20 protein-coding genes are annotated in these 20629 nt (G+C 72.8%); 9 read left to right on the top strand and 11 right to left on the bottom strand.

Features of this window, described 5'->3' with window-relative positions; translation table 11 throughout:
• Positions 1–96: 96 nt before the first annotated feature.
• Together ACFWRO_RS27405 and rsmH are read right to left on the bottom strand one after the other, a co-directional pair.
• Positions 97–615, bottom strand: coding sequence for a septum formation initiator family protein (locus ACFWRO_RS27405; RefSeq protein WP_384514230.1), 519 nt, complete (start codon positions 613–615; stop codon positions 97–99).
• A gap of 25 nt (positions 616–640) precedes the next feature.
• Complete coding sequence (gene rsmH / locus ACFWRO_RS27410; protein WP_384514232.1) at positions 641–1600, bottom strand: 16S rRNA (cytosine(1402)-N(4))-methyltransferase RsmH; 960 nt, start codon at positions 1598–1600, stop codon at positions 641–643.
• A gap of 312 nt (positions 1601–1912) precedes the next feature.
• Between rsmH and ACFWRO_RS27415 the strand changes: the two genes are divergently transcribed.
• The 4 genes from ACFWRO_RS27415 to ACFWRO_RS27430 all read left to right on the top strand — a co-directional run bounded on the left by ACFWRO_RS27415 (position 1913) and on the right by ACFWRO_RS27430 (position 7493).
• Positions 1913–2485, top strand: coding sequence for a beta-class carbonic anhydrase (locus ACFWRO_RS27415; RefSeq protein ID WP_384514234.1), 573 nt, complete (start codon positions 1913–1915; stop codon positions 2483–2485).
• A gap of 180 nt (positions 2486–2665) precedes the next feature.
• Complete coding sequence (locus ACFWRO_RS27420; RefSeq protein ID WP_384514235.1) at positions 2666–3685, top strand: AAA family ATPase; 1020 nt, start codon at positions 2666–2668, stop codon at positions 3683–3685.
• A complete protein-coding gene (locus tag ACFWRO_RS27425) occupies positions 3685–5061 on the top strand; it encodes a DUF58 domain-containing protein (protein WP_384514237.1) in 1377 nt (458 codons plus the stop codon). Before ACFWRO_RS27420 ends, ACFWRO_RS27425 begins: the two co-directional genes overlap by 1 nt.
• Complete coding sequence (locus ACFWRO_RS27430; RefSeq protein WP_384514239.1) at positions 5058–7493, top strand: DUF3488 and DUF4129 domain-containing transglutaminase family protein; 2436 nt, start codon at positions 5058–5060, stop codon at positions 7491–7493. The genes ACFWRO_RS27425 and ACFWRO_RS27430 overlap by 4 nt, the downstream gene beginning before the upstream one ends.
• A 217-nt stretch (positions 7494–7710) precedes the next feature.
• Here ACFWRO_RS27430 and ACFWRO_RS27435 read toward each other — a convergent pair whose 3' ends face one another.
• The 3 genes from ACFWRO_RS27435 to ACFWRO_RS27445 all read right to left on the bottom strand — a co-directional run bounded on the left by ACFWRO_RS27435 (position 7711) and on the right by ACFWRO_RS27445 (position 9727).
• On the bottom strand, positions 7711–8118 hold the full coding sequence (locus tag ACFWRO_RS27435; RefSeq protein ID WP_384514241.1) for a DUF3040 domain-containing protein: 408 nt from the start codon (positions 8116–8118) through the stop codon (positions 7711–7713).
• Between the two features lie 269 nt (positions 8119–8387).
• Positions 8388–9176, bottom strand: coding sequence for a class I SAM-dependent methyltransferase (locus ACFWRO_RS27440; RefSeq protein WP_384514243.1), 789 nt, complete (start codon positions 9174–9176; stop codon positions 8388–8390).
• Positions 9177–9256: 80 nt separating this feature from the next.
• Complete coding sequence (locus tag ACFWRO_RS27445; RefSeq protein ID WP_384514245.1) at positions 9257–9727, bottom strand: SAV_6107 family HEPN domain-containing protein; 471 nt, start codon at positions 9725–9727, stop codon at positions 9257–9259.
• 166 nt (positions 9728–9893) lie between these two features.
• Here ACFWRO_RS27445 and ACFWRO_RS27450 point away from each other — a divergent pair, with 166 nt between their 5' ends.
• The 5 genes from ACFWRO_RS27450 (at position 9894) to ACFWRO_RS27470 (ending at position 15847) form a co-directional block, all read left to right on the top strand.
• Positions 9894–10781, top strand: coding sequence for an ATP-binding cassette domain-containing protein (locus tag ACFWRO_RS27450; protein ID WP_384514246.1), 888 nt, complete (start codon positions 9894–9896; stop codon positions 10779–10781).
• Complete coding sequence (locus ACFWRO_RS27455) at positions 10753–12840, top strand: YhgE/Pip family protein (RefSeq protein ID WP_384514248.1); 2088 nt, start codon at positions 10753–10755, stop codon at positions 12838–12840. The genes ACFWRO_RS27450 and ACFWRO_RS27455 overlap by 29 nt, the downstream gene beginning before the upstream one ends.
• 29 nt (positions 12841–12869) lie before the next feature.
• Complete coding sequence (locus ACFWRO_RS27460; RefSeq protein ID WP_384514249.1) at positions 12870–13478, top strand: TetR/AcrR family transcriptional regulator; 609 nt, start codon at positions 12870–12872, stop codon at positions 13476–13478.
• 276 nt (positions 13479–13754) lie between these two features.
• Positions 13755–14378 carry a DUF4126 domain-containing protein gene (locus tag ACFWRO_RS27465; RefSeq protein ID WP_384514251.1) on the top strand — a complete coding sequence of 208 codons (624 nt, stop codon included), beginning with the start codon at positions 13755–13757 and terminating at the stop codon, positions 14376–14378.
• A 35-nt stretch (positions 14379–14413) separates the two neighbouring features.
• Positions 14414–15847 carry a phytoene desaturase family protein gene (locus ACFWRO_RS27470; protein ID WP_384514253.1) on the top strand — a complete coding sequence of 478 codons (1434 nt, stop codon included), beginning with the start codon at positions 14414–14416 and terminating at the stop codon, positions 15845–15847.
• 54 nt (positions 15848–15901) lie between these two features.
• Here ACFWRO_RS27470 and ACFWRO_RS27475 read toward each other — a convergent pair whose 3' ends face one another.
• From ACFWRO_RS27475 to ACFWRO_RS27500, 6 genes are all read right to left on the bottom strand, one after another.
• Entirely contained in the window at positions 15902–16741 is an 840-nt protein-coding gene (locus tag ACFWRO_RS27475) for a hypothetical protein (RefSeq protein ID WP_384514255.1), read from the bottom strand.
• Between the two features lie 51 nt (positions 16742–16792).
• Positions 16793–17710, bottom strand: a complete 918-nt coding sequence (gene metF / locus ACFWRO_RS27480; protein ID WP_384514257.1) for a methylenetetrahydrofolate reductase [NAD(P)H] — start codon at positions 17708–17710, stop codon at positions 16793–16795.
• Between the two features lie 133 nt (positions 17711–17843).
• Entirely contained in the window at positions 17844–18494 is a 651-nt protein-coding gene (gene thiE, locus ACFWRO_RS27485; protein ID WP_384514258.1) for a thiamine phosphate synthase, read from the bottom strand.
• A gap of 90 nt (positions 18495–18584) precedes the next feature.
• Positions 18585–18950: an Rv2175c family DNA-binding protein gene (locus ACFWRO_RS27490; RefSeq protein WP_384514260.1), complete on the bottom strand. Its 366-nt coding sequence runs from the start codon at positions 18948–18950 to the stop codon at positions 18585–18587.
• Positions 18951–18994: 44 nt separating this feature from the next.
• Complete coding sequence (locus tag ACFWRO_RS27495; protein WP_384514370.1) at positions 18995–20197, bottom strand: NAD(P)/FAD-dependent oxidoreductase; 1203 nt, start codon at positions 20195–20197, stop codon at positions 18995–18997.
• A 40-nt stretch (positions 20198–20237) separates the two neighbouring features.
• Complete coding sequence (locus ACFWRO_RS27500) at positions 20238–20579, bottom strand: hypothetical protein (protein ID WP_384514262.1); 342 nt, start codon at positions 20577–20579, stop codon at positions 20238–20240.
• Positions 20580–20629 lie beyond the last annotated feature (50 nt).

The raw sequence follows: 20629 nt of genomic DNA on the forward strand, positions 1-20629 counted from the left end.
GACGTGCGGCGGCCGGGGGCCGGGGGCGGGCCGGGCGGGCGGGGTGCGCGGGGCCGGGCACGCGGCGGCGCGGGGGCTCCTTGGGGGGCACTGAGGTCACCTGCCGGAGTTCGTCGGGGCGGGCGCGGTCGTGTGCGCGGGTGGTGGCGTGGTGGGGTTCGCGGGCGGGCCGGTCGGGGTGGCCGTGCCGCTCGGAGTGGCCGTCCGGGTGGGGACGGGCTTCACGGTCGGCGTCGGGTCCGGCTTCGGGGCGGAGGCCTTGGACGGCCGGCCCTTGACCGTCCCGTCCGGCTCCAGGAAGGCGGGGCTGCCGCCGGGGACCATGCCGAGCTCCCGGGCCCGCCGTTCCAGCGCGTCGGGCGCGGAGTGGTCGTCCACGTCGCGCTGGAGGGCCTGCTCCTCGTCGGTCAGCTCGGTGGTGCGGTTCTTGAGGTCGCGCAGCTTGAAGGAGCCCTGGTTGAGGGCGGAGTTCAGCAGCAGGAGCGTGATGAGCCCGCCGCCGAGGAGTACGACGACGAGCAGGACGAAGGGGGTACGGGCCGCGCTGCTCGGCCCCGACGGCATGAGCCGCCCGAGCCGCGCCGCCCGCCCTTTGAGCGGCCCCTTCATCGTCATGCGTGCCTGTCCTCGCGTGCGTCGCTCACCGGAGTACGTCCTCCCGGATGCGCTGCGCTCCCCTGAGCCGGGCCGGGGCCGCGCGGCGGTTCTCGGCGATCTCCTCCTCGGTGGGGAGTTCCGCGCCGCGGGTGAGCAGCTTCAGGCGGGGCTGGTACTGCTCCGGGACCACCGGCAGGCCGGGCGGAGCGGTGTTGGCCGCGCCCGCCGCGAAGACCTGCTTGACCAGCCGGTCCTCCAGGGAGTGGTACGACAGGACCGCGATCCGGCCGCCCACCGCGAGCGCCTTCACCGCCGCCGGGATCGCCCGCTCCAGGACCGTCAGCTCGCCGTTGACCTCGATGCGCAGGGCCTGGAAGGTGCGCTTGGCCGGGTTGCCGCCGGTGCGCTTGGCCGCCTGTGGGAGCGAGTCCCGGATCAGTTCGACCAGGCGGGCGCTGTTGGTGAACGGTTCCTTGTCGCGCTCGCGCACGACCGCGGAGACGATCCGCTTGGCCTGCTTCTCCTCGCCGTACGCCCGCAGGATGCGGACCAGTTCGCCGGCCGGGTAGGTGTTGAGGACCTCCGCCGCGCTGACCCCGGTCGTCTGGTCCATGCGCATGTCGAGCGGCGCGTCCTGCGCGTACGCGAAGCCGCGGTCGGCCTCGTCGAGCTGCATGGAGGAGACGCCCAGGTCGAAGAGGATGCCGTCGACGCGCGGGACGCCGAGCCGGTCGAGGACCTCGGGCAGTTCGTCGTAGACCGCGTGGACGAGGGTCGCGCGCTCCCCGTACGGGGCGAGCCGCTCGCCGGAGAGCCGCAGCGCCTCCTTGTCCCGGTCGAGGGCGATCAGGCGCGCCTCGGGGAACCGCTTGAGCAGTGCCTCGCTGTGGCCGCCGAGGCCGAGGGTGCAGTCGACGACGACCGCGCCGGGGCGCTCCAGTGCGGGGGCCAACATGTCCAGGCACCGCTGGAGCATCACCGGGACGTGTCGGTCGTTGCTCAATGCGCCCTCTCAGAATTCGGCTCAGATTCGGCGCGGCCGCTACGCATCCGCCGCACACGCGGGGGAGAAACTGCGGAAATCGCTCATTGTCTCCGTCAAACTCCGCGTCACTTTAGTCCACTGACCCCGACGGTCAATCAACCGGCTGGCGCGTCGCGCGGGCCTTCGGCCGGAGCCGGGCATTCCCGGCGACTCACCCGGATGGACCCTGTCTCACCCGGCCTGTGGGTTACCTCACAACAAGGCTCAATGGCGTTCTTTGTCCACTCTCACAGCGGGCCTCGCAAGCGCGTGACCACTACCGTCATAAACATGTCGACCTCTGCGCACCTCTCCGCCAACTCCACAGCTTCGACAGATTCCGCCGATTCCGCCGCGATACCCACCAATGGCACGGTCACCGACCGGCTCGTCGAGGCCAACGCGCGATACGCCGCCCGCTTCGCCGACCCCGGCATGGACGCCCGCCCCGTCCTGAACGTGGCCGTCGTCGCCTGCATGGACGCCCGGCTCGACCTGCACGCCGCGCTCGGCCTGGAACTGGGCGACTGCCACACCATCCGCAACGCCGGCGGCGTGGTCACCGACGACGTGATCCGCTCCCTCACGATCAGCCAGCGCGCCCTCGGCACGCGCAGCGTGGTCCTCATCCACCACACCGGCTGCGGCCTGGAGTCCCTCACCGAGGACTTCCGGCACGACATCGAGATGGAGGTCGGCCAGCGGCCGGCCTGGGCCGTGGAGGCCTTCCGCGATGTCGAGCAGGACGTCCGGCAGTCGATGCAGCGGGTGCGGACCTCGCCGTTCCTGCTGCACACCGAGGACGTCCGCGGCTTCGTCTTCGACGTGACCACCGGTCTGCTCCGCGAGATCGACCCGGCCTGATCGGCCCCGATCTCCTGCCCGATCCCCTGGGCGCAATAGAGCAAACCCCGGCAAATCGCTCCCACTTGTCCACAGCCAAGTGACACAACCCGCCAAGGGCAACAAGAATGCTCGGGTGACACCCCCCGAATCACCGCGGGGGCAGGTGTCGGTGTTTACGGAGGGGCCGAGGAGGGCCGGGTGACGACCTATGACGATCGAGCGAGCCTCACAGATCTGACCACCACAGCGGAGCGTGTCCGCAGGTCGGTGGAGGGTGTGATCGAGGGCAAGCCTGAGGTCGTACGGCTTTCGCTGACCGTGCTGCTCGCCGAGGGACATCTTCTGATCGAGGATGTCCCCGGCGTCGGCAAGACGATGCTGGCCAAGACGCTGGCGCGGTCCATCGACTGCTCGGTGCGCCGCATCCAGTTCACGCCCGATCTGCTGCCCTCGGACATCACGGGCGTGTCGATCTTCGACCAGCAGCGGCGTGACTTCGAGTTCAAGCCGGGCGCGATCTTCGCCCAGATCGTGATCGGCGACGAGATCAACCGCGCCTCGCCGAAGACCCAGTCCGCGCTCCTGGAGTCCATGGAGGAGCGGCAGGTCACGGTGGACGGGCAGACGTACGAGCTGCCGAGCCCGTTCATGGTGGTGGCCACGCAGAACCCGGTGGAGATGGAGGGCACGTACCCGCTCCCCGAGGCGCAGCGCGACCGCTTCATGGCCCGGGTCTCCATCGGCTACCCCAGCGCGGAGGCCGAGCTCCAGATGCTCGACATCCACGGGGCGGTCAACCCGCTGGACGACCTGCAGCCCGTCGCGCACGCCCACGACATCGTCAAGCTGATCGACACGGTACGGGCGGTCCACGTCGCCGACTCCGTCCGCCGGTACGCCGTGGACGTCGTCGCCGCCACCCGCAGCCACCCGGACCTGCGGCTCGGCGCCTCGCCACGGGCCACGCTGCACCTGCTGCGCGCCGCCAAGGCGTCCGCCGCGCTCAGCGGCCGCGAGTACGTCCTGCCGGACGACCTCCAGGCCCTCGCCGTGCCCGTCCTCGCCCACCGGCTGCTGCCGACGGCGCAGGCCCAGCTGAACCGGCGCACCTCGGAGCAGGTCGTCCGCGACATCCTGCAGCGCACGCCCGTCCCCGCCGCGGCGCCGCCCGCCGGCCCGCACTACGGCCAGCAGCAGCCCGGCGTCCGGTCGCTGTGATGGCCACCTCCGCCGCGCCGGAGGGGCAGCGGGGCGACGACGACCGGGACGGTCGCCCGGGTGAGGACCCGACCGGTCTGCGCGCCGCCCTGAGCGGTCTCACCACGCGCGGCCGGTCCTTCCTCGCCGCCGGGGTCGCCGCCGGGATCTGCGCCTACGTCCTCGGCCAGGGCGACCTGCTGCGCGTCGGGCTGCTGCTCGCCGCGCTGCCGCTGATCTGCGTCGGCGTGCTCCACCGCACCCGCTACCGGGTCGCGGGCAGCCGGCGGCTCTCCCCGCAGCGGGTCGCGGTCGGCTCGGAGGCCCGGGTCCACCTGCGGATGGACAACGTCTCCAAGCTGCCCACCGGGCTGCTCATGCTCCAGGACCACGTCCCGTACATGCTCGGGCCGCGGCCCCGCTTCGTCCTGGACCGGGTCGAGGCGGGCGGCCGGCGCGAGGTGTCGTACCGGGTCCGTTCCGATCTGCGCGGCCGGTTCCCGCTCGGCCCGCTCCAGCTGCGGCTGAACGACCCGTTCGGGATGTGCGAGCTGACCCGCTCGTTCAGCGCGTACGACACCCTGACCGTCGTCCCCAGGACCGAGGCGCTGCCCGCGGTGAAGCTGACCGGCGAGGCGTCGGGGTACGGCGACGGCTCCCTGCGCTCGCTGGCGCTCGCCGGGGACGACGACATCATTCCGCGCGCCTACCGCCACGGCGACGACCTGCGCCGGGTGCACTGGCGGTCCACCGCGCGCTACGGCGAGCTGATGGTGCGCCGTGAGGAGCAGCCGCAGCGGGCCCGCTGCACGGTGCTGCTTGACACCCGCGCGATCGCCTACCAGGGCGCGGGCCCGGACTCGGCCTTCGAATGGGCGGTGTCCGGCGCGGCCTCCGTCCTGGTCCACATGCTGGAGCGGGGCTTCTCTGTACGGCTCCTCACCGACACGGGCACGGCGGTGCCCGGCGAGGGCACCGAGGGCTTCGCGGGCAGCTCGCAGGACTCGGCCGAGGCGGCCGGGCTGATGATGGACGCCCTGGCCGTCGTGGACCACTCCGACGGGGCCGGGCTCTCCCGCGCGTACGACGTGCTGCGCGGGGGGAACGAAGGCCTGCTGGTCGCCTTCGTCGGCGACATCGACGAGGAGCAGGCCGCGCTGGCCGCCCGGATGCGCCGGCGCGGCGGCGCGGCCGTCGCCTTCGTCCTGGACTCCGGGACGTGGCTGACCGGCGGCGCCGTGGCCGGCGCCGTCGACGAGCGGCTGCGGCAGCTGCGCGAGGCCGGTTGGACGGCGCTGGCCGTGCCCCCGGGGGCCGGGCTCGCCGAGCTGTGGCGGCAGGCGAGCGGCATCCGGGCGGAGAGCGCCGCGGATGACACGTACGGAGGTTGGGCATGAGCGGCCGCGGGCGGCTGACACTGGGCGCCTACGCGGCCACACTGATGGCGGCGGGCGCGCTCCTGCCGCTGGTGAACCCGTCGACGTGGATCTTCACGGCGGCGTTCCTGCTCGCGCTGCAGAGCGGGGTCGGCGCGCTGACCCGGCGCGTGCCGCTGGCCAGGCCGCTGACGGTGGCGGCCCAGCTCGTCGTCACGCTCCTCGCGCTGACCCTGGTCTTCGCCCGGGAGGAGGCGCTGCTCGGCGTCCTGCCGGGGCCGCAGGCGTTCGAGCGGTTCGCCGCGCTGTTCCAGGCGGGCGCCGGTGACGTCGGCACGTACGCCCCGCCCGCCCCGGACACCGACGGCATCCGGCTGATGGTGGTCAGCGGCGTGCTCCTGATCGGGCTCCTGGTGGACACCGTCGCGGTGACGTTCCGCAGCGCGGCCCCGGCGGGCCTGCCGCTGCTCGCGCTGTACTCGGTGGCCGCGGGGCTCTCCGAGGGCGGTGCGAGCTGGATCTGGTTCCTGCTCGCGGCCTCCGGCTACCTCCTGCTGCTCCTGGCCGAGAGCCGGGACCGGCTCTCGCAGTGGGGCCGGGTCTTCGGCGGCGCGGCGCGGGCCGGTGGCCCTGGGACGCCTGGCGGCTCAGGAGGCGGGGGCGGCGGCGGGAAGGCGCTCGCCGCCGTGCGGACCGGTCGGCGGATCGGCGTGCTCGCCATGGGCGTCGCGCTGGCCGTGCCGGCCGTGCTGCCCACGCTCTCGGGCGGCCTGTTCGGCGCGCCGGGCGAGGGCCCCGGCGACCGGGGCAAGGGCGGCACGATCTCGGCGGTCAACCCGCTGGTCTCGCTCCAGGACAACCTCCGGCAGCCCGAGGACCGCGAGGTGCTCCGGTACCGGACGAACGCGACCGACACGAGCGGCATGTATCTGCGGCTCGTGGCGCTCGACCAGTTCGACGGCACGTCGTGGAAGTCCTCGGTCCGGCCGATCCAGGACGTGCCCGAGCGGCTGCCCCGGCCGGCCGGGCTGAGCGACCAGGTCCGCACGATCGAGGTGACGGGCAACTTCGTCGCCTCCCCGACGTACGAGCAGAAGTGGCTGCCGATGCCCTTCCCGGCGGACCGGGTGGAGATCGGCGGGCGCTGGCGGTACGAGCCGACCGGGCGGATGCTCGTCGGCGACGACGGGCAGAACACCAAGGGTGCCCGGTACACGGTGACCAGCCTGGACGTCCGGCCGACGGCCCAGCAGCTGGCGGCGGCCCCGCCGGCGCCGGAGGCGCTGCGCACGGAGTACACCAAGGTCCCCGACTCGCTGCCGCTCGATGTCCGGGCGACGGCTCTGCAGGTCACGAAGGGTGCCCGGAACGACTACGAGCGGGCGGTGAAGCTCCAGGACTGGTTCACGACGGACGGCGGCTTCCGCTACGACGTCGAGGTGGAGTCCGGTACGGGAGTCCAGGCCATCTCGCGCTTCCTGGAGCGCCGGGAGGGCTTCTGCGTCCACTTCTCGTTCTCGATGGCGGCGATGGCGCGCTCGCTCGGGATCCCGGCGCGGGTGGCGGTCGGCTTCATGCCGGGCAGTCGGCAGTCCGACGGCACGATGTCGGTCGGCATCCGGGACGCCCACGCCTGGCCCGAGCTGTACTTCGAGGGCGCGGGGTGGACCCGGTTCGAGCCGACCCCGTCCCGGGGCTCCACGCCTGAGTACACGCGTGAGCAGTCCCCCTCGGGCACGCCGAGCGAGTCGGCTCAGCCGTCGACGAGCGCGTCGGCGACGCCGTCCGCGGCGCCGAGGACCTCGGAGAGCTGCCCTGCGCAGATGCGCCGGCAGGGCGAGTGCGGCCAGGACGAGCCGGCGGGCGCCGACGCGTCGGACGGAGGCGGCACGGATCTCCTGACGGTGGCCCTGGTGGCCCTGGGGGTGGCGGTGGTGCTGCTGCTCCCGCTGTCGCCGTTCCTCTACCGGTCCCGGGTACGGGCACGGCGGCTCGGCTCCCCGGGCCGTACGGCCGAGGACGGGGTGGCCAGGACGCTGGAGGCGTGGCAGGAGATCAACGACACGGCCTGGGACCACGGGGTGGTCCCGGACGAGTCGATGACGCCCCGCAGGACGGCGGCGCGGATCGTCCGGCTCGGCTCCCTGGAGGGCGAGCCGGCGAGCGCGGTGCACCGGGTGGCGCGGGCGGTCGAGCAGGTGCTGTACGCCCCGCAGCCCCGCCCGGGCACGGGCCTCGTGGACGAGGTGGCGCTGGTCCGGTCGGGCTTCGCGGCGGTCGCCTCCCGGCGGGTCCGGCTCCGCGCCCTGCTGGCGCCGCGCTCGACCGTCCGGGTGATCTGGCGGGCCTCCTCCTGGTGGTCGGCCACGACGACGGCCTGGGGCGCCCGCCGCGACACCCTGACGGCGCGGGTGACCGCCCGGTTCCAGCGCCCGTCCCGCCACGAGGGCTGACGCCCGCCGGGGGCCGGTGCCCCGCCCTTACGGGGGTGGGCGCCGGCCTCGCGGCGCGTCGGTGACGGACGTACTCATACATCCACGAGCCGAGAACATCCACGAGACACATGAGACATGCGACGAGCCCCGTGGGCCCGGGACGCGCTGTCGCGTTCCGGGCCCACGGGGCTCGCTCAAGAAACTATCTGTCAGGGGCAGGGCCCTCGGCGCGGCCTCAGTGGCCGCCGCCCTGCTGCTCGTCGCGGCGGCGCTGCCAGCGCTCCTCGATCCGGTTCATCATCGAGCGACGCTGTCGGGTCCGACGGCCACCGGCCGCCTCCCCCGCACTCGCCTGCTGCTGCTCACCCGGCTTGGGCGCCTTGCGCCAGCCTGTCACGGCCATCACCGCGCAGCCCAGCATGACGAGGAACCCCACCACGCTGATCCACCACTGCTGAGCGACCATTCCAGCCATGAGGAGCGCGATACCCACCAGGAAGCCGGCGACTGCCTGGTAGACCCGTCGCCGGGTGTACGTACGCAGCCCGCTTCCCTCGAGCGCTGTCGCGAACTTGGGATCTTCGGCGTACAGCGCTCGCTCCATCTGCTCGAGCATTCGCTGCTCGTGCTCCGAGAGCGGCACGGAGTCCTCCTAGTCGTCGGTCGCGGGGGCGACCGGGATGCGGCCCTTTCAGGATAGGCAGGGATTCGCCCCCGTGAAACCCGCCCTCAACGCCTATTCGTCAATCCGGGCCGCCACGCGGTCGGGTTGCTGAGGCGTTGATTCCCCAGCACCTTGCCCGTCATGCCGGATCGTGTCCCCCGATCATACGGGGCAAAGCCGTCGACCGGAGGTTCTGTGGCGTACTCCATGTGCGGCTGCGTCGCTGATCAGCGCACCACCACCGGGTATCAGGCGCGCTTCTCGCCCAGGAGGTGCAACTGGGTGGCGATGGCATGGAACGACGGAAGCTCCGCCGCGGCGGCCTCCAGCTTGAGCAGGGCCTCCGCCGCGCCGGGTTCGGTGTCCACCAGGACACCGGGGACGAGGTCGGCGAAGACCCGTACGCCGTGCACCGCGCCGACGTCGAGACCGGCCGCGCCGGCCAGCTCGGTGAGCTGGTCGGCGGTGAAGCGCCGGGGCACCGGGTCGCCGTCGCCCCAGCGCCCGTCCGGGTCGCCGAGGGCGTTCCTGGCCTCGGTGAAGTGTCCGGCCAGCGCGCGGGCGAGGACGGCGCCGCCGACGCCCGCCGCGAGCAGGCTGAGCGCGCCGCCGTCCCGCAGCGCGGCGGCCGCGTTCCGTACGCCCTCGGCCGGGTCGTCCACGTACTCCAGGACGCCGTGGCAGAGCACCACGTCGTAGCCGTCGCGGCCGACCACGTCGAAGAGGCCGTGGATGTCGCCCTGGACGCCGGTGACCCGCTCGGCGACGCCGGCCTCGGCGGCCCGGCGCTCCAGCGCGAAGAGGGCGTTGGGGCTGGGGTCGACGACCGTGACCCGGTGGCCGAGCCGGGCCACCGGCACCGCGAAGTTGCCGGAGCCGCCGCCCGTGTCGAGGACATCGAGGCTGTCCTTCCCGGTGGCCTTGACCCGGCGGTCGAGGGCGTCCTTGAGGACGTCCCAGACGACGGCCGTACGAAGGGAGGCGCGCGACGGGCGCGACGACGCCTCTCGACCGAAGACAGGGGAAGGGTCCGACACGGCTGTTGACTCCTCGGTGACGGTGTACGAACGCCTCCCACCCTATGGCCTCGCGGGCCGTCCCCGGCTCAGCCGCCCCCTCACCCGGTGGCTTCCCCGTCGGCGGGTCGGCGGGGAAGCACGGGCTGGAGGACGAGGAGGCGCTCGACCAGGCGCAGGAACATCCCGGCGTCCCGGATCAGGTCGTCGGCGTCGCGCGGGGTGGCCGCGCCCGGGATGCCCGCCTCGGCCCGGGCGCGACGGGCGGCGCCGGAGGCGAACAGGGCGCTCCACTCCGTGAGTTCCGGCGCTATCTCCGGCAGCACCTCCCAGGCGCTGCGGATCCGGGTCCGCTTGCGCGGGTTGGTCTCGGGCCTGCCCCGGACGGCGAGCACGGCGGCGGCGGTGCGCAGGGCGGCGAGGTGCGCGGTGGCGTACCGCTCGTTGGACCGGTCGAGGCCGGCGGCCTCGTCCAGGCCGGCGCGGGCCTGGGCGAGCAGATCGAGGGCTGCGGGCGGCGCGGTCTGGCGACGCAGCACAGGGTGGACGGCGGCTGCGGAGGAGCTGTTCATGACGTGCCTCCTGTCGTCGTGTGACGGCTCTGTGTCCGTATGTGTCCATCGTGAAGGGCACCACTGACAATCGCCCTGACCTGCTGTTTTGCCGAGATCGCCGATCCAGGGGTAAGTTTTTGCACTGACTGGTCAGTTCAAAAAAGGGGAATCGGGGGGTGGACCGGTGGATGCGAAGCCGGAGGAGCCGCACGGCGCCGCCGTCGTCGCGGACGGATTCGGGCTGAAGGGGCCGCGGGGCTGGGTCTTCCGCGAGGTCGGCTTCCGGGCCGAACCCGGCGCGCTCGTCGCGATCGAGGGCCCGTCCGGGTCGGGGCGCACCTGTCTGCTGCTCGCGCTGAGCGGCCGGATGAAGCCCCACGAGGGCCACGCCGAGGTCGCCGGGCTCCCGCTGCCCCGCAGGATGGCCGCCGTGCGCCGGATCAGCGCGCTCGGCCCGGTGCCCGGGGTCAGCGACCTCGACCCCGCGCTCACCGTCGCCGAGCACCTGCGCGAGCGCGCCCTGCTCCAGCGCCGGTACGACGGCGCCGTACGGGCCCTGTTCCGGCCGCCCGCCGAGCGCGCCGCCGCCACGAAGGCGCGGATCGACGCGGCCCTGGAGGCCTCCGGGCTCGACCTGGACGCCCTGCCGAAGGCCGAGCGGACCTCCGTACGCGACCTGGAGCGCCTGGAGGCGCTGCGCCTCTCCGTGGCCCTGGCGCTGATCGGCCGCCCCCGGCTGCTCGCCCTCGACGACACCGACCTCAAGCTCTCGGCCGCCGACCGGGCCGAGGCCTGGAAGCTCCTCCGCTCGATCGCCGACGCGGGCACGACCGTGCTCGCCGTGTGCAGCGAGGCACCCGAGGACGCCCTGAAGATCACCACCGCACCGCGCGCGGCGGACGACGCGGACGCCACTGACGACAGCGGCGACACGGACGTGGAAAGCGCCGAGAGCACCGAAGACGCCGCCGCGGACGCCGAGAGCGCCGAAGAAGACACCACCGCCGCCACCGACGAAGACACGACCGAGGAGGGGGAAGCCGATGCGCTCGCCGAGACTGGCCGCGCTTGAGCTGAAGCGGTTCGGCAGGGGGAAGCTGCCGCGCGCCGCGCTCGTCGCGATCCTGCTGCTGCCGCTGCTGTACGGCGCGCTGTACCTCTGGTCCTTCTGGGACCCGTACAGCAGGCTCGACCGGATACCCGTCGCGCTCGTCAACGAGGACAAGGGCGCCACCGCCGACGGCAAGAAGATCACCGCGGGCGCCGACATCACCGAGAACCTGCTGGACAGCAAGGTCTTCGAGTGGCACCAGGTGAGCGACGCCGAGGCGCGCGAGGGCGTGGAGGACGGGACGTACTACCTCTCGCTGACCATGCCCGGCGACTTCAGCTCCCGGATCGCCTCCAGTTCGGGCGACTCCCCCGAGACCGGTGCGCTGCGGGTCCGCACGAACGACGCCAACAACTACATCGTCGGGCAGATCTCGCGGACGGTCTTCTCCGAGGTCCGCACCGCCGCCTCGACCAAGTCCTCGCGCTCCTTCCTCGACAAGATCTTCATCTCCTTCTCGGACATCCACGAGGCCACCGCCGAGGCGGCCAAGGGCGCGGGTGACGTCAAGGACGGCGTGGACAAGGCCAAGAAGGGCTCCAAGGACCTGGCCGACGGGCTGAAGGACGCCAAGAGCGGCAGCGGGAACCTGGCCACCGGACTGAAGAAGCTCGACAAGGGCGCGGGCCAGCTGGAGACCGGCTCCCGGCAGGTCGCGGCCGGCACGAAGGAGCTCGCCGACAAGGTCAACGGGACGGCCGCCAAGGTCCGCCCGTACCTGAAGGACAACGGCAAGGCGATCGGCGACACCGCCCGCCTGGTCGGCGACGCGGCCACGGCCGTCCGCAACGACCTGGCCGACGTGGTCCGGCGCGCCCCGCTCGCCCGGAGCGCCGCGCACCTGGCCGACGACAAGCTGGAGGCCCTCCACAAGAAGCAGTGCGTCGACAACCTCCTGCCCGACGCCAAGGCCTGCGAGGTCCTCAAGGAGGCCAAGACCTCGGCCGGCGACGTGGCCAAGATCGCCGACGATCTCCACGAGCTGTCCAAGGGCAGCGACGGCGATCTGAAGAAGCTCGACGCCAAGCTGGCCACCGTCCAGAAGCAGGCCGCCGAGGTGGCCGAGGCGGCCCCGCACCTCGACACCGACCTCGAGGACGCCGTCAAGAAGATCAACAAGCTGAACGAGGGCGCCCAGAAGGTCGCCAAGGGCGCCGACGAGCTCCACACGGGCCTGACCAGCGCCAAGGGCGGCTCGGTGAACCTCGACACCGGCGTCGGCAAGCTGAAGAAGGGCGCCGGGGACCTCGACGGCGGGCTGTTCAAGCTGGCCGACGGCTCGGGCGAGCTGGCCACCGGTCTGAAGGACGGGGTCACCAAGATCCCCGACTACGACAAGGACGAGCGCGACCGGCGTACGGAGGTCATGGCGGACCCGGTCGAGCTGGCCTCCCAGTCGCTCCACAAGGCGCCCAACTACGGCACCGGTTTCGCCCCGTACTTCATCCCGCTCTCCCTCTGGGTCGGCGCGATGGTGGCGTACATGCTCATCCAGCCGCTCAACCGGCGCGCGCTCGCCGCCGGCGCCTCCGCCTGGCGGATCGCCCTGGCCGGCTGGCTGCCCGTCGCGGCCATCGGGCTGCTCCAGGTCGCCGCGCTGATGTCGGTGCTGCACTGGGGTCTCGGCCTGCAGATGGCGAGGGCCGCCGGAACGGTCGGCTTCCTCGCCCTGGTGACCTGCTGCTTCGCCGCGATCATCCAGTGGCTCAACGCCCGCTTCGGCGCGGCGGGCCGGATCCTGGTGCTCGCCGTGCTGATGCTCCAGCTGACCTCGGCGGGCGGCACGTACCCGGTGCAGACCAGCCCCGGCTTCTTCAACGCCATCCACCCGTTCCTGCCGATGAGCTACGTGGTCGAGTCGCTGCGCCGGCTGATCTCGGGCGGCGGGATGGGACCCGTGTGGCAGGCGTGCGCGGTGCTCGCCGCGTTCACGCTCGGGGCGCTCGCGCTGACGGCCGTCTCCGCCCGGCGCAAGCAGGTCTGGACGCTTGACCGGCTGCACCCCGATCTGAGCCTGTGAGACCACCGGAACCTGTGAGAATCGAGCCCATGGACAGCAGCAGCACCAGACGCCAGGCCACGCGCGCGAAGCTCTACGAGGCCGCCGTCACGCTCATCGCCGAGCAGGGCTTCTCGGCGACGACGGTGGACGAGATCGCGGAGCGCGCGGGGGTCGCCAAGGGCACGGTCTACTACAACTTCAAGAGCAAGACCGAGCTCTTCGAGGAGCTGCTGCGGCACGGCGTCGGCCTGCTCACCGCCTCCCTTCGAGAGGCGGCCGAGGAGACGGAGCGGCAGGGCGGGAACCGGGTCGACGCGCTGGACGCGATGATCCGGGCGGGACTGGTCTTCATCAACCGCTATCCGGCCTTCACCCAGCTGTACGTGGCCGAGCTCTGGCGCACCAACCGGGCCTGGAACTCGACCCTCCTGGTGGTCCGCCAGCAGGCCGTCGCGGTGGTGGAGGGCGTCCTGCGCCAGGGCGTCGACGAGGGCGAGCTGAGCCAGGACATCGACATCCCGCTCACGGCGGCCGCGTTGGTCGGGATGGTCCTGGTGGCCGCCCTGGACTGGCAGGCCTTCCAGCGGGAGCGCTCGCTCGACGACGTCCACAGCGCCCTGTCCCGGCTGCTGCACGGGCGCGTGAGCGGGCGTTAGCTCCCCACACACGGTCGGCAACACGACGAACGGCGAGGCTCGATCCCCCCGAGCCTCGCCGTTCGCGTTTCCTGCACCCCCGTGCACCCCCGTGCACCCCCGTGCCCCCGTGCCGGCAGGCGCGCGGCCCCGTTCCGCCACCCCGTGTCGGCGGTCCCGGAGCCGCGCCCCTTCCGTGGACACCACTCTCTCGTCCGCGCGGGTCCGCGCCCATCCGCGTATCTACTCATCTCGCCCCCTAGGTACGGATACTCAGAGCTGGTTACGATCGCGGGCGTGTCCGTACTCCCCCTGGTCTTCACCAGCGGCTGGGCGAGCGGGATCAACGCGTACGCGGTGGTCCTCCTGCTCGGCATCTTCGGCGCGACCGGTCTCACCGACGAGGTGCCCGAGTCGCTGCAGCGCACCGACGTCCTGATCGCCGCCGGTGTGCTCTTCCTCTGCGAGGCGGTGGCGGACAAGATCCCCTACGTCGACTCCGTCTGGGACTCCGTCCACACGGTGATCCGGCCGGTGGCCGGAGCCGTGGTCGGCGCCCTGCTGGCCGGGCAGTCGGGTTCGCTCTCCGACCTGGCGGCGGGCGCGGTCGGCGGCTCGACCGCCCTGATGAGCCACTTCGTCAAGGCCGGGACCCGGATGGCGATCAACACCTCGCCGGAACCGTTCTCCAACATCGCCATGAGCACGGCGGAGGACCTGGGGGTCGCCGGGATCATCACCTTCGCCATATTCAACCCCCAGGCGGCGGCGATCATCGCGGCCGTCCTGCTCGTGCTCGGCCTGGTGATACTGGTCTTCCTGGCCCACGCCATCCGCCGCTTCCTGCGCCGCCGGGCGCAGCGCAGGGAGGAGCGCCGGCTGGCCGCCGCGCAGCCGCGGCACTCGGTCCCGCCCGACTGACAGGGCTGTCAGTGGCGGCCGATAGGGTCGCTGGCATGGCACGGATTGTGGTGATCGGCGCCGGGATGGGCGCCATGGCGGCGGCCGCCCGGCTGGCCGTGGCGGGCCACCGGGTGACGGTGTACGAGCGCGGCGGGACGTACGGCGGCGCGGTGCGCCGCTTCGAGCGGGACGGGTTCGGCTTCGACACCGGCCCCGGTCTGCTGCACCTGCCCGCGGTCTACCGCGATCTGTTCGTCAAGACCGGCAAGGAGCCCCTGGAGGAGCTCGTCGAGCTGACGCAGGTCGACCCGGCGAGCCGTCATGTCTTCGCCGACGGCACCCGCGTGGACCTGCCGAACGCCTCGCGGGCCGGCACGGCCTCCGCCCTGGACGCGGCGCTCGGCGCGGGCGCGGGCGAGCGCTGGGGCGACTTCCTGGGCCGGGCCCGCGAGGCCTGGGACCGCACGCGCCGGCCCCTCCTGGAGGAGCCGCAGGCCGCGGACACCACGCCGCTCGCCCGGGAGCCGTATCCGGCGCTCAAGGCGGGCCTGTTGCGGCGCCCCACGACCACGCTCGCGCAGGTCGGCGCGCGCGAGCTGCGCGACCCACGCCTTGTCGCCCTCGTCGACGCGTACGCCTGGGCGTACGGCTTCGATCCGGCCACCGCCCCCGCCTCTGCGGCCGTCCTGCCGTACATGGAGCAGACCTTCGGGTCCTGGTACGTGAGCGGGGGCATCCGGGCGCTCGCCGACGCGCTGTACCAGCGGTGCCTGAAGCGGCGGGTGGAGTTCGTCTTCGACTCCGCCGTCACGGAGGTCGTCGAGAAGGACGGCCGGGCGGCCGGGGTCGAGCTGGCGGGCGGCGAGATCGTGGCGGCCGACCACGTGGTCGCCGGGGCACCGGTACCCGCGCTCTACGGCGAGCAGGTCGTCCCCTGGGAGCGCCAGGACGACTGGCCGTCGTACCAGAGCGACACGACGGGCCGGCTGACGGTCTGTCTGGCCCTGCGCGGGGCGCGCGAGGCGGGGGCCGCGCACCGCACGGTGGTCCACGCGACCGGGGACCGGCCGACGGTGACCGTGCTGCGGCCCGACGACCCGGCGCTGCGCCCGGACGCCGACCACGAGTCGGTGACGCTCTCCGCGACGGTGAACCTGTACCCCGAGTACGACTGGGCGGAGCTCGCCGGGGACATGGTCACCGCTGCGGAGTCCGCCGTGCCGGGGCTGCGCGAGCGGCTGCTCTGGCAGGAGGTCCGCACCCCCGAGGACACCCTGCGCGAGACGGGCGCCGCCGAGGTCCCCGGGCCCGCCCTCGCGGGCGGCCGGGGCCGGTACCTCCCGGCGGCCAACCGCTCCCCGCTGCCGGGCCTCTACTTCGCGGGCGGCTGGTCCCACCCGGGCGGCGGGCTCGCCCACGCGGGCATGTCGGGCGCGCTGGTCGCCGGACTGATCGTGGAGGGCGACGACTTCCGCGGCTCGCGGTAGGCCCGACCGCCGGCCGCCGGTAGCGGTTCGGGCGATCGGGCCCGACCGCCGCCGTCAGTACCGGTACTGCTGGTCGTTGTCGTAGCCGTAGTACTCCTGGCCGCCCTGCTGCGGCGGCGGGGCCGGCTGCTCGCCGTCCCGCTGCTGCGGCACCCACACCCCGCCGGGCGGGGTGTCGTAGCTGTACGAGGGCGCGTACGGGTCCGCGTAGGACTGCTGGCCGCCGGTGCCGTAGTCGTACGCGGCGTACTGCTGGCCGTCCGTGCCCGGGCCGATGTACGGGTCGGAGTAGGCGGCGTACTGCTGCCTGCCGTTGTCATAGTCGTAGCCGGGCTGCTCGTACCCGGGCTGCGGGGCGTATCCCGGGTGCTGTTCGTAGCCGCCGTAGCCACCGTCATATCCCCCGTAGGAGTGCTGCGGGGTCTCGGCGTTGGCCTGCGCGTGGTCGTACGCGGGGGTGTAGACGCCGTACTGGCCGGTGTCCTCGGGCATCGGCTGGGGCTCGTAGACGGCCGTCGTCTCGGCCCGCGTCTCGTCGTACGAGGGGTCGACCGGCTCGTACGCGAGGTCGCTGACCTCCAGCGTGGGGCCGGCGGCCTCGGCGGGCGGGCCGGACTTGCGGCGGCGGCTCGCGCCGGGGCTGCCGCCGATCGCCCAGCCGGTGGAGAAGCCCCGGCGGAAGGAGAGCGTCACATAGGTCTGGCCGACGGCGAAGGCGACCGCGCCCACGACGATCACCGCGACGGACGGCATCAGCACACCGAGGACGACCCCGAGGAAGCCGCTGAAGGCGAGCACGCGCCAGCGCAGCCGCGCCTTGTACTGCAGCAGCACCTCACCCAGCAGCCACAACGCGACGACACCGAACGCGATGTAGAGGACCGTCCACCCCATGCCCGCCCCTCTCCTACGGCCACCGCCACGGGTCTGGGGCGGGTACGCCGGTCACGACTGCACGTGCAGTCCGAGATTCTCGTAGATCTCCAGCGTCGCGGTGGAGTTGTTCAGCGTGATGAAGTGCAGTCCGGGGACACCCTCGGAGAGCAGACGTGCGCAGAACTCCGTCGCGAACTCGATGCCAATGGAGCGTACAGCGGCCGGATCGTCCTTGACGGCGAGGATGCGGTCTTTCACATCCGCCGGGAAGAGAGCGTTGCTCAGCTGGGGCAGCCGGTCGAGGGTCTTCACGTTCACAACAGGCATGACTTCGGGGATGATCGGCGTCTCGCAGCCGGCCTTCACCACGCTGTCGCGCATCCGCAGGTAGTTCTCGGGATCGAAGAACATCTGGGTGATGGCATAGTCGGCGCCGGCCCGGCACTTGTCCACGAAGTGACGGATGTCCGTGTCCCAGTCGGTGGACCGCGGGTGCATCTCCGGGAAGGCCGCGACGCCCACGCAGAAGTCGCCGGACTCCTTGATCAGCCGGACGAGGTCGGCGGCGTACTGCACGCCCTCGGGGTGCTCGACCCACTCCCCCAGCGGGTCGCCCGGCGGGTCGCCGCGCAGCGCGAGCATGTTGCGGATACCGGCGTCGGCGTACTGGCCGAGTACGTTGCGCAGCTCGGCGACCGAGTGGTCGACGGCGGTGAGGTGGGCGACGGGGGTGAGGGTGCTGTCACCGGCGATCTTCTGGGTGGCCTTGACGGTGCCGCCGCGCGTGGTGCCGCCGGCGCCGTAGGTCACGGAGACGAAGCTCGGGCCGACCGCCTCGACGCGGCGCAGGGCGTTCCAGAGGCTCCGCTCGCCCTTCTCGGTGCGGGGCGCGAAGAACTCGAACGAGTACGACGGCTTGCCGGACGCGAGGATCTCGCGGACCGTGCGTGCGCGGTCCGAGCGGGTGGAAGCGGTACCTAGGGCCATACCGGCAGGTTAGACGCGGTGCTGCGGCCGACGAAGTGCTGTCCGAGTCGTGGACACCTTTTTGGACAGCGTTCGGGCGGGGTTTCCCTGGCGCCCATCGGGGCGCCACGGGGGGCGCTACGCAGGACAGGCGTTACGCGGAGCGCTCGCGGATCCGCTTGGCCAGACGGGCTGTAGCCGCGGCCGGGTCGTCGGCCTCGGTGATCGCGCGGACGACGACGATCCGGCGGGCGCCCGCGTCCAGGACCTCGTCGAGATTGGTCTCGTCGATACCGCCGATCGCGAACCAGGGCCGGTCCTGCTCCAGGGCGGCGGCGTACCGCACGAGGCCGAGGCCGGGGGCGTACCGCCCGGGCTTGGTGGGGGTGGGCCAGCAGGGGCCGGTGCAGAAGTAGTCCACGCCCGGCTCGACGGCGGCCGCGTCCACCTCGGACTCGGCGTGGCAGGAGCGGCCGATCAGGACGTCCTCGCCGAGGATCTTCCGGGCGGCGGGGACGGGCAGGTCGTTCTGGCCGAGGTGCAGCACGTCGGAGCCGATGGCGTGGGCGACGTCGGCCCGGTCGTTCACCGCGAGCAGCTTGCCGTGCCGGCGGCAGGCCTCGGCGAAGACGGCGAGGTGCTCCAGCTCCTCGCCGGCCTCCATGCCCTTGTCGCGGAGCTGCACGATGTCCACGCCGGAGGAGAGCACGGCGTCGAGGAAGGCCGGGAGGTCTCCCTGGCGCCTGCGGGCGTCCGTGCAGAGGTAGAGCCGGGCGTCGGCGAGCTGCGCGCGAGGCGTGGACATGGGTGCTTCCCCCCGTTGGGTGCGGCGGTCCGAGGGGGCCGGGCGAAGCCGGCCCCCAGGGCCTCGTGTGGTGTCTTCAGAGCGTGTGCGTCAGACGGCGAGCGCCTGGGCCCGGCGCTTCACCTCCGTACCGCGATTCTCGCTGAGGGCCTGCGCGGGCGTGCCCGGCAGGGAGGGGTCGGGAGTGAAGAGCCACTCCAGCATTTCTTCGTCGCTGAAGCCGTCGTCCTTCAGGAGGGTCAGGGTCCCGGAGAGGCCCTTGACCACCTTGTCGCCGTCGATGAAGGCGGCGGGCACCTGAAGCGCCTTGTTCTCGCCGCGTCGTACGGCGATGAGCTGGCCCTCCTTGACCAGCTGCCGCACGCGCGTCACCTCGACATCGAGCATTTCCGCGATGTCGGGGAGGTAGAGCCAGGCGGGGACGAGAGCATCGGTCTTTGCGTCAATCTCGGTCACGGGACCAAGCCTGCCATCCCGGACTGACAGTCGGTAGTCGGGCCCTACTCGACTGCGGCCTTCAGGGGGACGGAAGGGTCGGTGGCGCGGGTCGGGTCGAGCCTCGCGCCGGACTCGATCAGCTTGCGGCCCTGGGCCAGGTCGCGGGGGCGGCCGACGGCGAGCACGGCGACGAGGGCGCCGTCGTTGAGCCAGAGGACGGACCAGGAGGGGTCGGCCGGGTCGCCGCGGCGGACCAGTTCGGCGGCTCCGGCGTGGTGGCCGGCGTACTGCACGAACCGGCCGAACTGCTCGGACCAGAAGTACGGCACCGGGTCGTAGACCGTGGGGGTCTCGCCGATGATGTCGGCGGCGACGGTCCGGGGGCCCTGGAGCGCGTTGTCCCAGTGGTGGACGAGGAGCCGGGCGCCGTAGCGGGCGGAGGGGAAGGAGGCGCAGTCGCCGACGGCGTACACGTCGGGCAGAGAGGTGCGCAGCCGGTCGTCGGCGGTGACGGAGCCGTCCGCGCCCAGGGCGATGCCGGAGCCGGTGAGCCACCGGGTGGCAGGCCGGGCGCCGATGCCGACGACGACCGCGTCGGCGGGCAGCCGCCGGCCGTCGGTCAGGACGACCGTGCCGGGTTCGACGGACTCCACGCGCGCGTGGGTGAGGAGCTCGGCGCCGCTCTCCTCGTACCAGCGCGCCATCGGGGCGGCGACCTCGGCGGGCAGCGCGCCGGCGAGCGGGCGGTCGGCGGCCTCGACGACGGTGACCGCGCACCCCGCCTCGCGCGCGGCGGTGGCGAACTCGGCGCCGATCCAGCCGGCGCCGACGACCACGATGTCGTGGCGGCGCTCCAGGACGGGCCTGAGGCGGGCGGCGTCGTCGAGGGTGCGCAGCAGGTGGACCCCGGGGACGCCCTCGGTGCCGGGCAGGGTGATCGGTTCGGCGCCGGTGGCGAGGACCAGGACGTCGTACGGGACGGGTCCGGCCTCGGTCTCGATCTCGTGGTCGTCGGCGCGCAGCCCGGTCACGTCGAGGCCGAGGCGCAGGTCGATGGAGAGCGCCTCGAAGTCGACGTCGAAGGCGGAGTCCTCGGCCTTGCCGAGGAGGACCGCCTTGGACAGGGGCGGCCGGTCGTAGGGCTGGTGGGGCTCGGCCCCGATGAGGGTGACCGTTCCGGTGAAGCCCTGTTCGCGCAGGGCGACGGCGGTCTGCACCCCCGCCATACCGGCGCCCACGACGACGACCCGCTGCTCTGCCTGCATCTGCTCGCTCACCCGTTCACCTTAACTATCTGACACATCGTCAGGAAGGCGGCTGCTCCACGACGCTGGTGCCGGAGCCCTCCTGGGACTCCCATGCCCAGCTCTCCTCCAGTCGAACGCGTCCGTCCGGCAGCTCCACCACGAGCGAGGCGCAATGCCCGGAAGAGGTCGTTCCGCCCTGCTTCAGCTGCACGTACCGGAAGTCGAGCCGATCCCCCGCGCGCGTGCCGACGAGAAACCCCCGCACCACGTCCCCGCCCGCGTACTCGGCCCAGATCCGGCCGTCCTCCTCGTGGTACGTGAACCGGGTACGCGTCCCGACCTGACCGGGAGCCTGGTCGGCGACCGGGGCGAGGATCAGACCGTCGAGAGAACGGGCCACGGTGGAGGCTCCCTTACTGGGCGTCGGGGGCTGGGGTTAGGCTGACCGTC

The organism is Streptomyces sp. NPDC058579 (assembly GCF_042718575.1).
GTDB lineage: Bacteria > Actinomycetota > Actinomycetes > Streptomycetales > Streptomycetaceae > Streptomyces.

Bases quoted from the DNA above. Each gene is read 5' to 3' on its own strand.
- ACFWRO_RS27455 (WP_384514248.1), top strand. From the start codon at position 10,753: ATGCGCTCGCCGAGACTGGCCGCGCTTGAGCTGAAGCGGTTCGGCAGG.
- ACFWRO_RS27425 (WP_384514237.1), top strand. From the start codon at position 3,685: ATGGCCACCTCCGCCGCGCCGGAGGGGCAGCGGGGCGACGACGACCGG.
- metF (WP_384514257.1), bottom strand. From the start codon at position 17,710: ATGGCCCTAGGTACCGCTTCCACCCGCTCGGACCGCGCACGCACGGTC.
- ACFWRO_RS27445 (WP_384514245.1), bottom strand. From the start codon at position 9,727: ATGAACAGCTCCTCCGCAGCCGCCGTCCACCCTGTGCTGCGTCGCCAG.
- ACFWRO_RS27415 (WP_384514234.1), top strand. From the start codon at position 1,913: ATGTCGACCTCTGCGCACCTCTCCGCCAACTCCACAGCTTCGACAGAT.
- ACFWRO_RS27460 (WP_384514249.1), top strand. From the start codon at position 12,870: ATGGACAGCAGCAGCACCAGACGCCAGGCCACGCGCGCGAAGCTCTAC.
- ACFWRO_RS27470 (WP_384514253.1), top strand. From the start codon at position 14,414: ATGGCACGGATTGTGGTGATCGGCGCCGGGATGGGCGCCATGGCGGCG.
- ACFWRO_RS27475 (WP_384514255.1), bottom strand. From the start codon at position 16,741: ATGGGGTGGACGGTCCTCTACATCGCGTTCGGTGTCGTCGCGTTGTGG.
- ACFWRO_RS27430 (WP_384514239.1), top strand. From the start codon at position 5,058: ATGAGCGGCCGCGGGCGGCTGACACTGGGCGCCTACGCGGCCACACTG.
- thiE (WP_384514258.1), bottom strand. From the start codon at position 18,494: ATGTCCACGCCTCGCGCGCAGCTCGCCGACGCCCGGCTCTACCTCTGC.
- ACFWRO_RS27495 (WP_384514370.1), bottom strand. From the start codon at position 20,197: ATGCAGGCAGAGCAGCGGGTCGTCGTCGTGGGCGCCGGTATGGCGGGG.
- ACFWRO_RS27405 (WP_384514230.1), bottom strand. From the start codon at position 615: ATGACGATGAAGGGGCCGCTCAAAGGGCGGGCGGCGCGGCTCGGGCGG.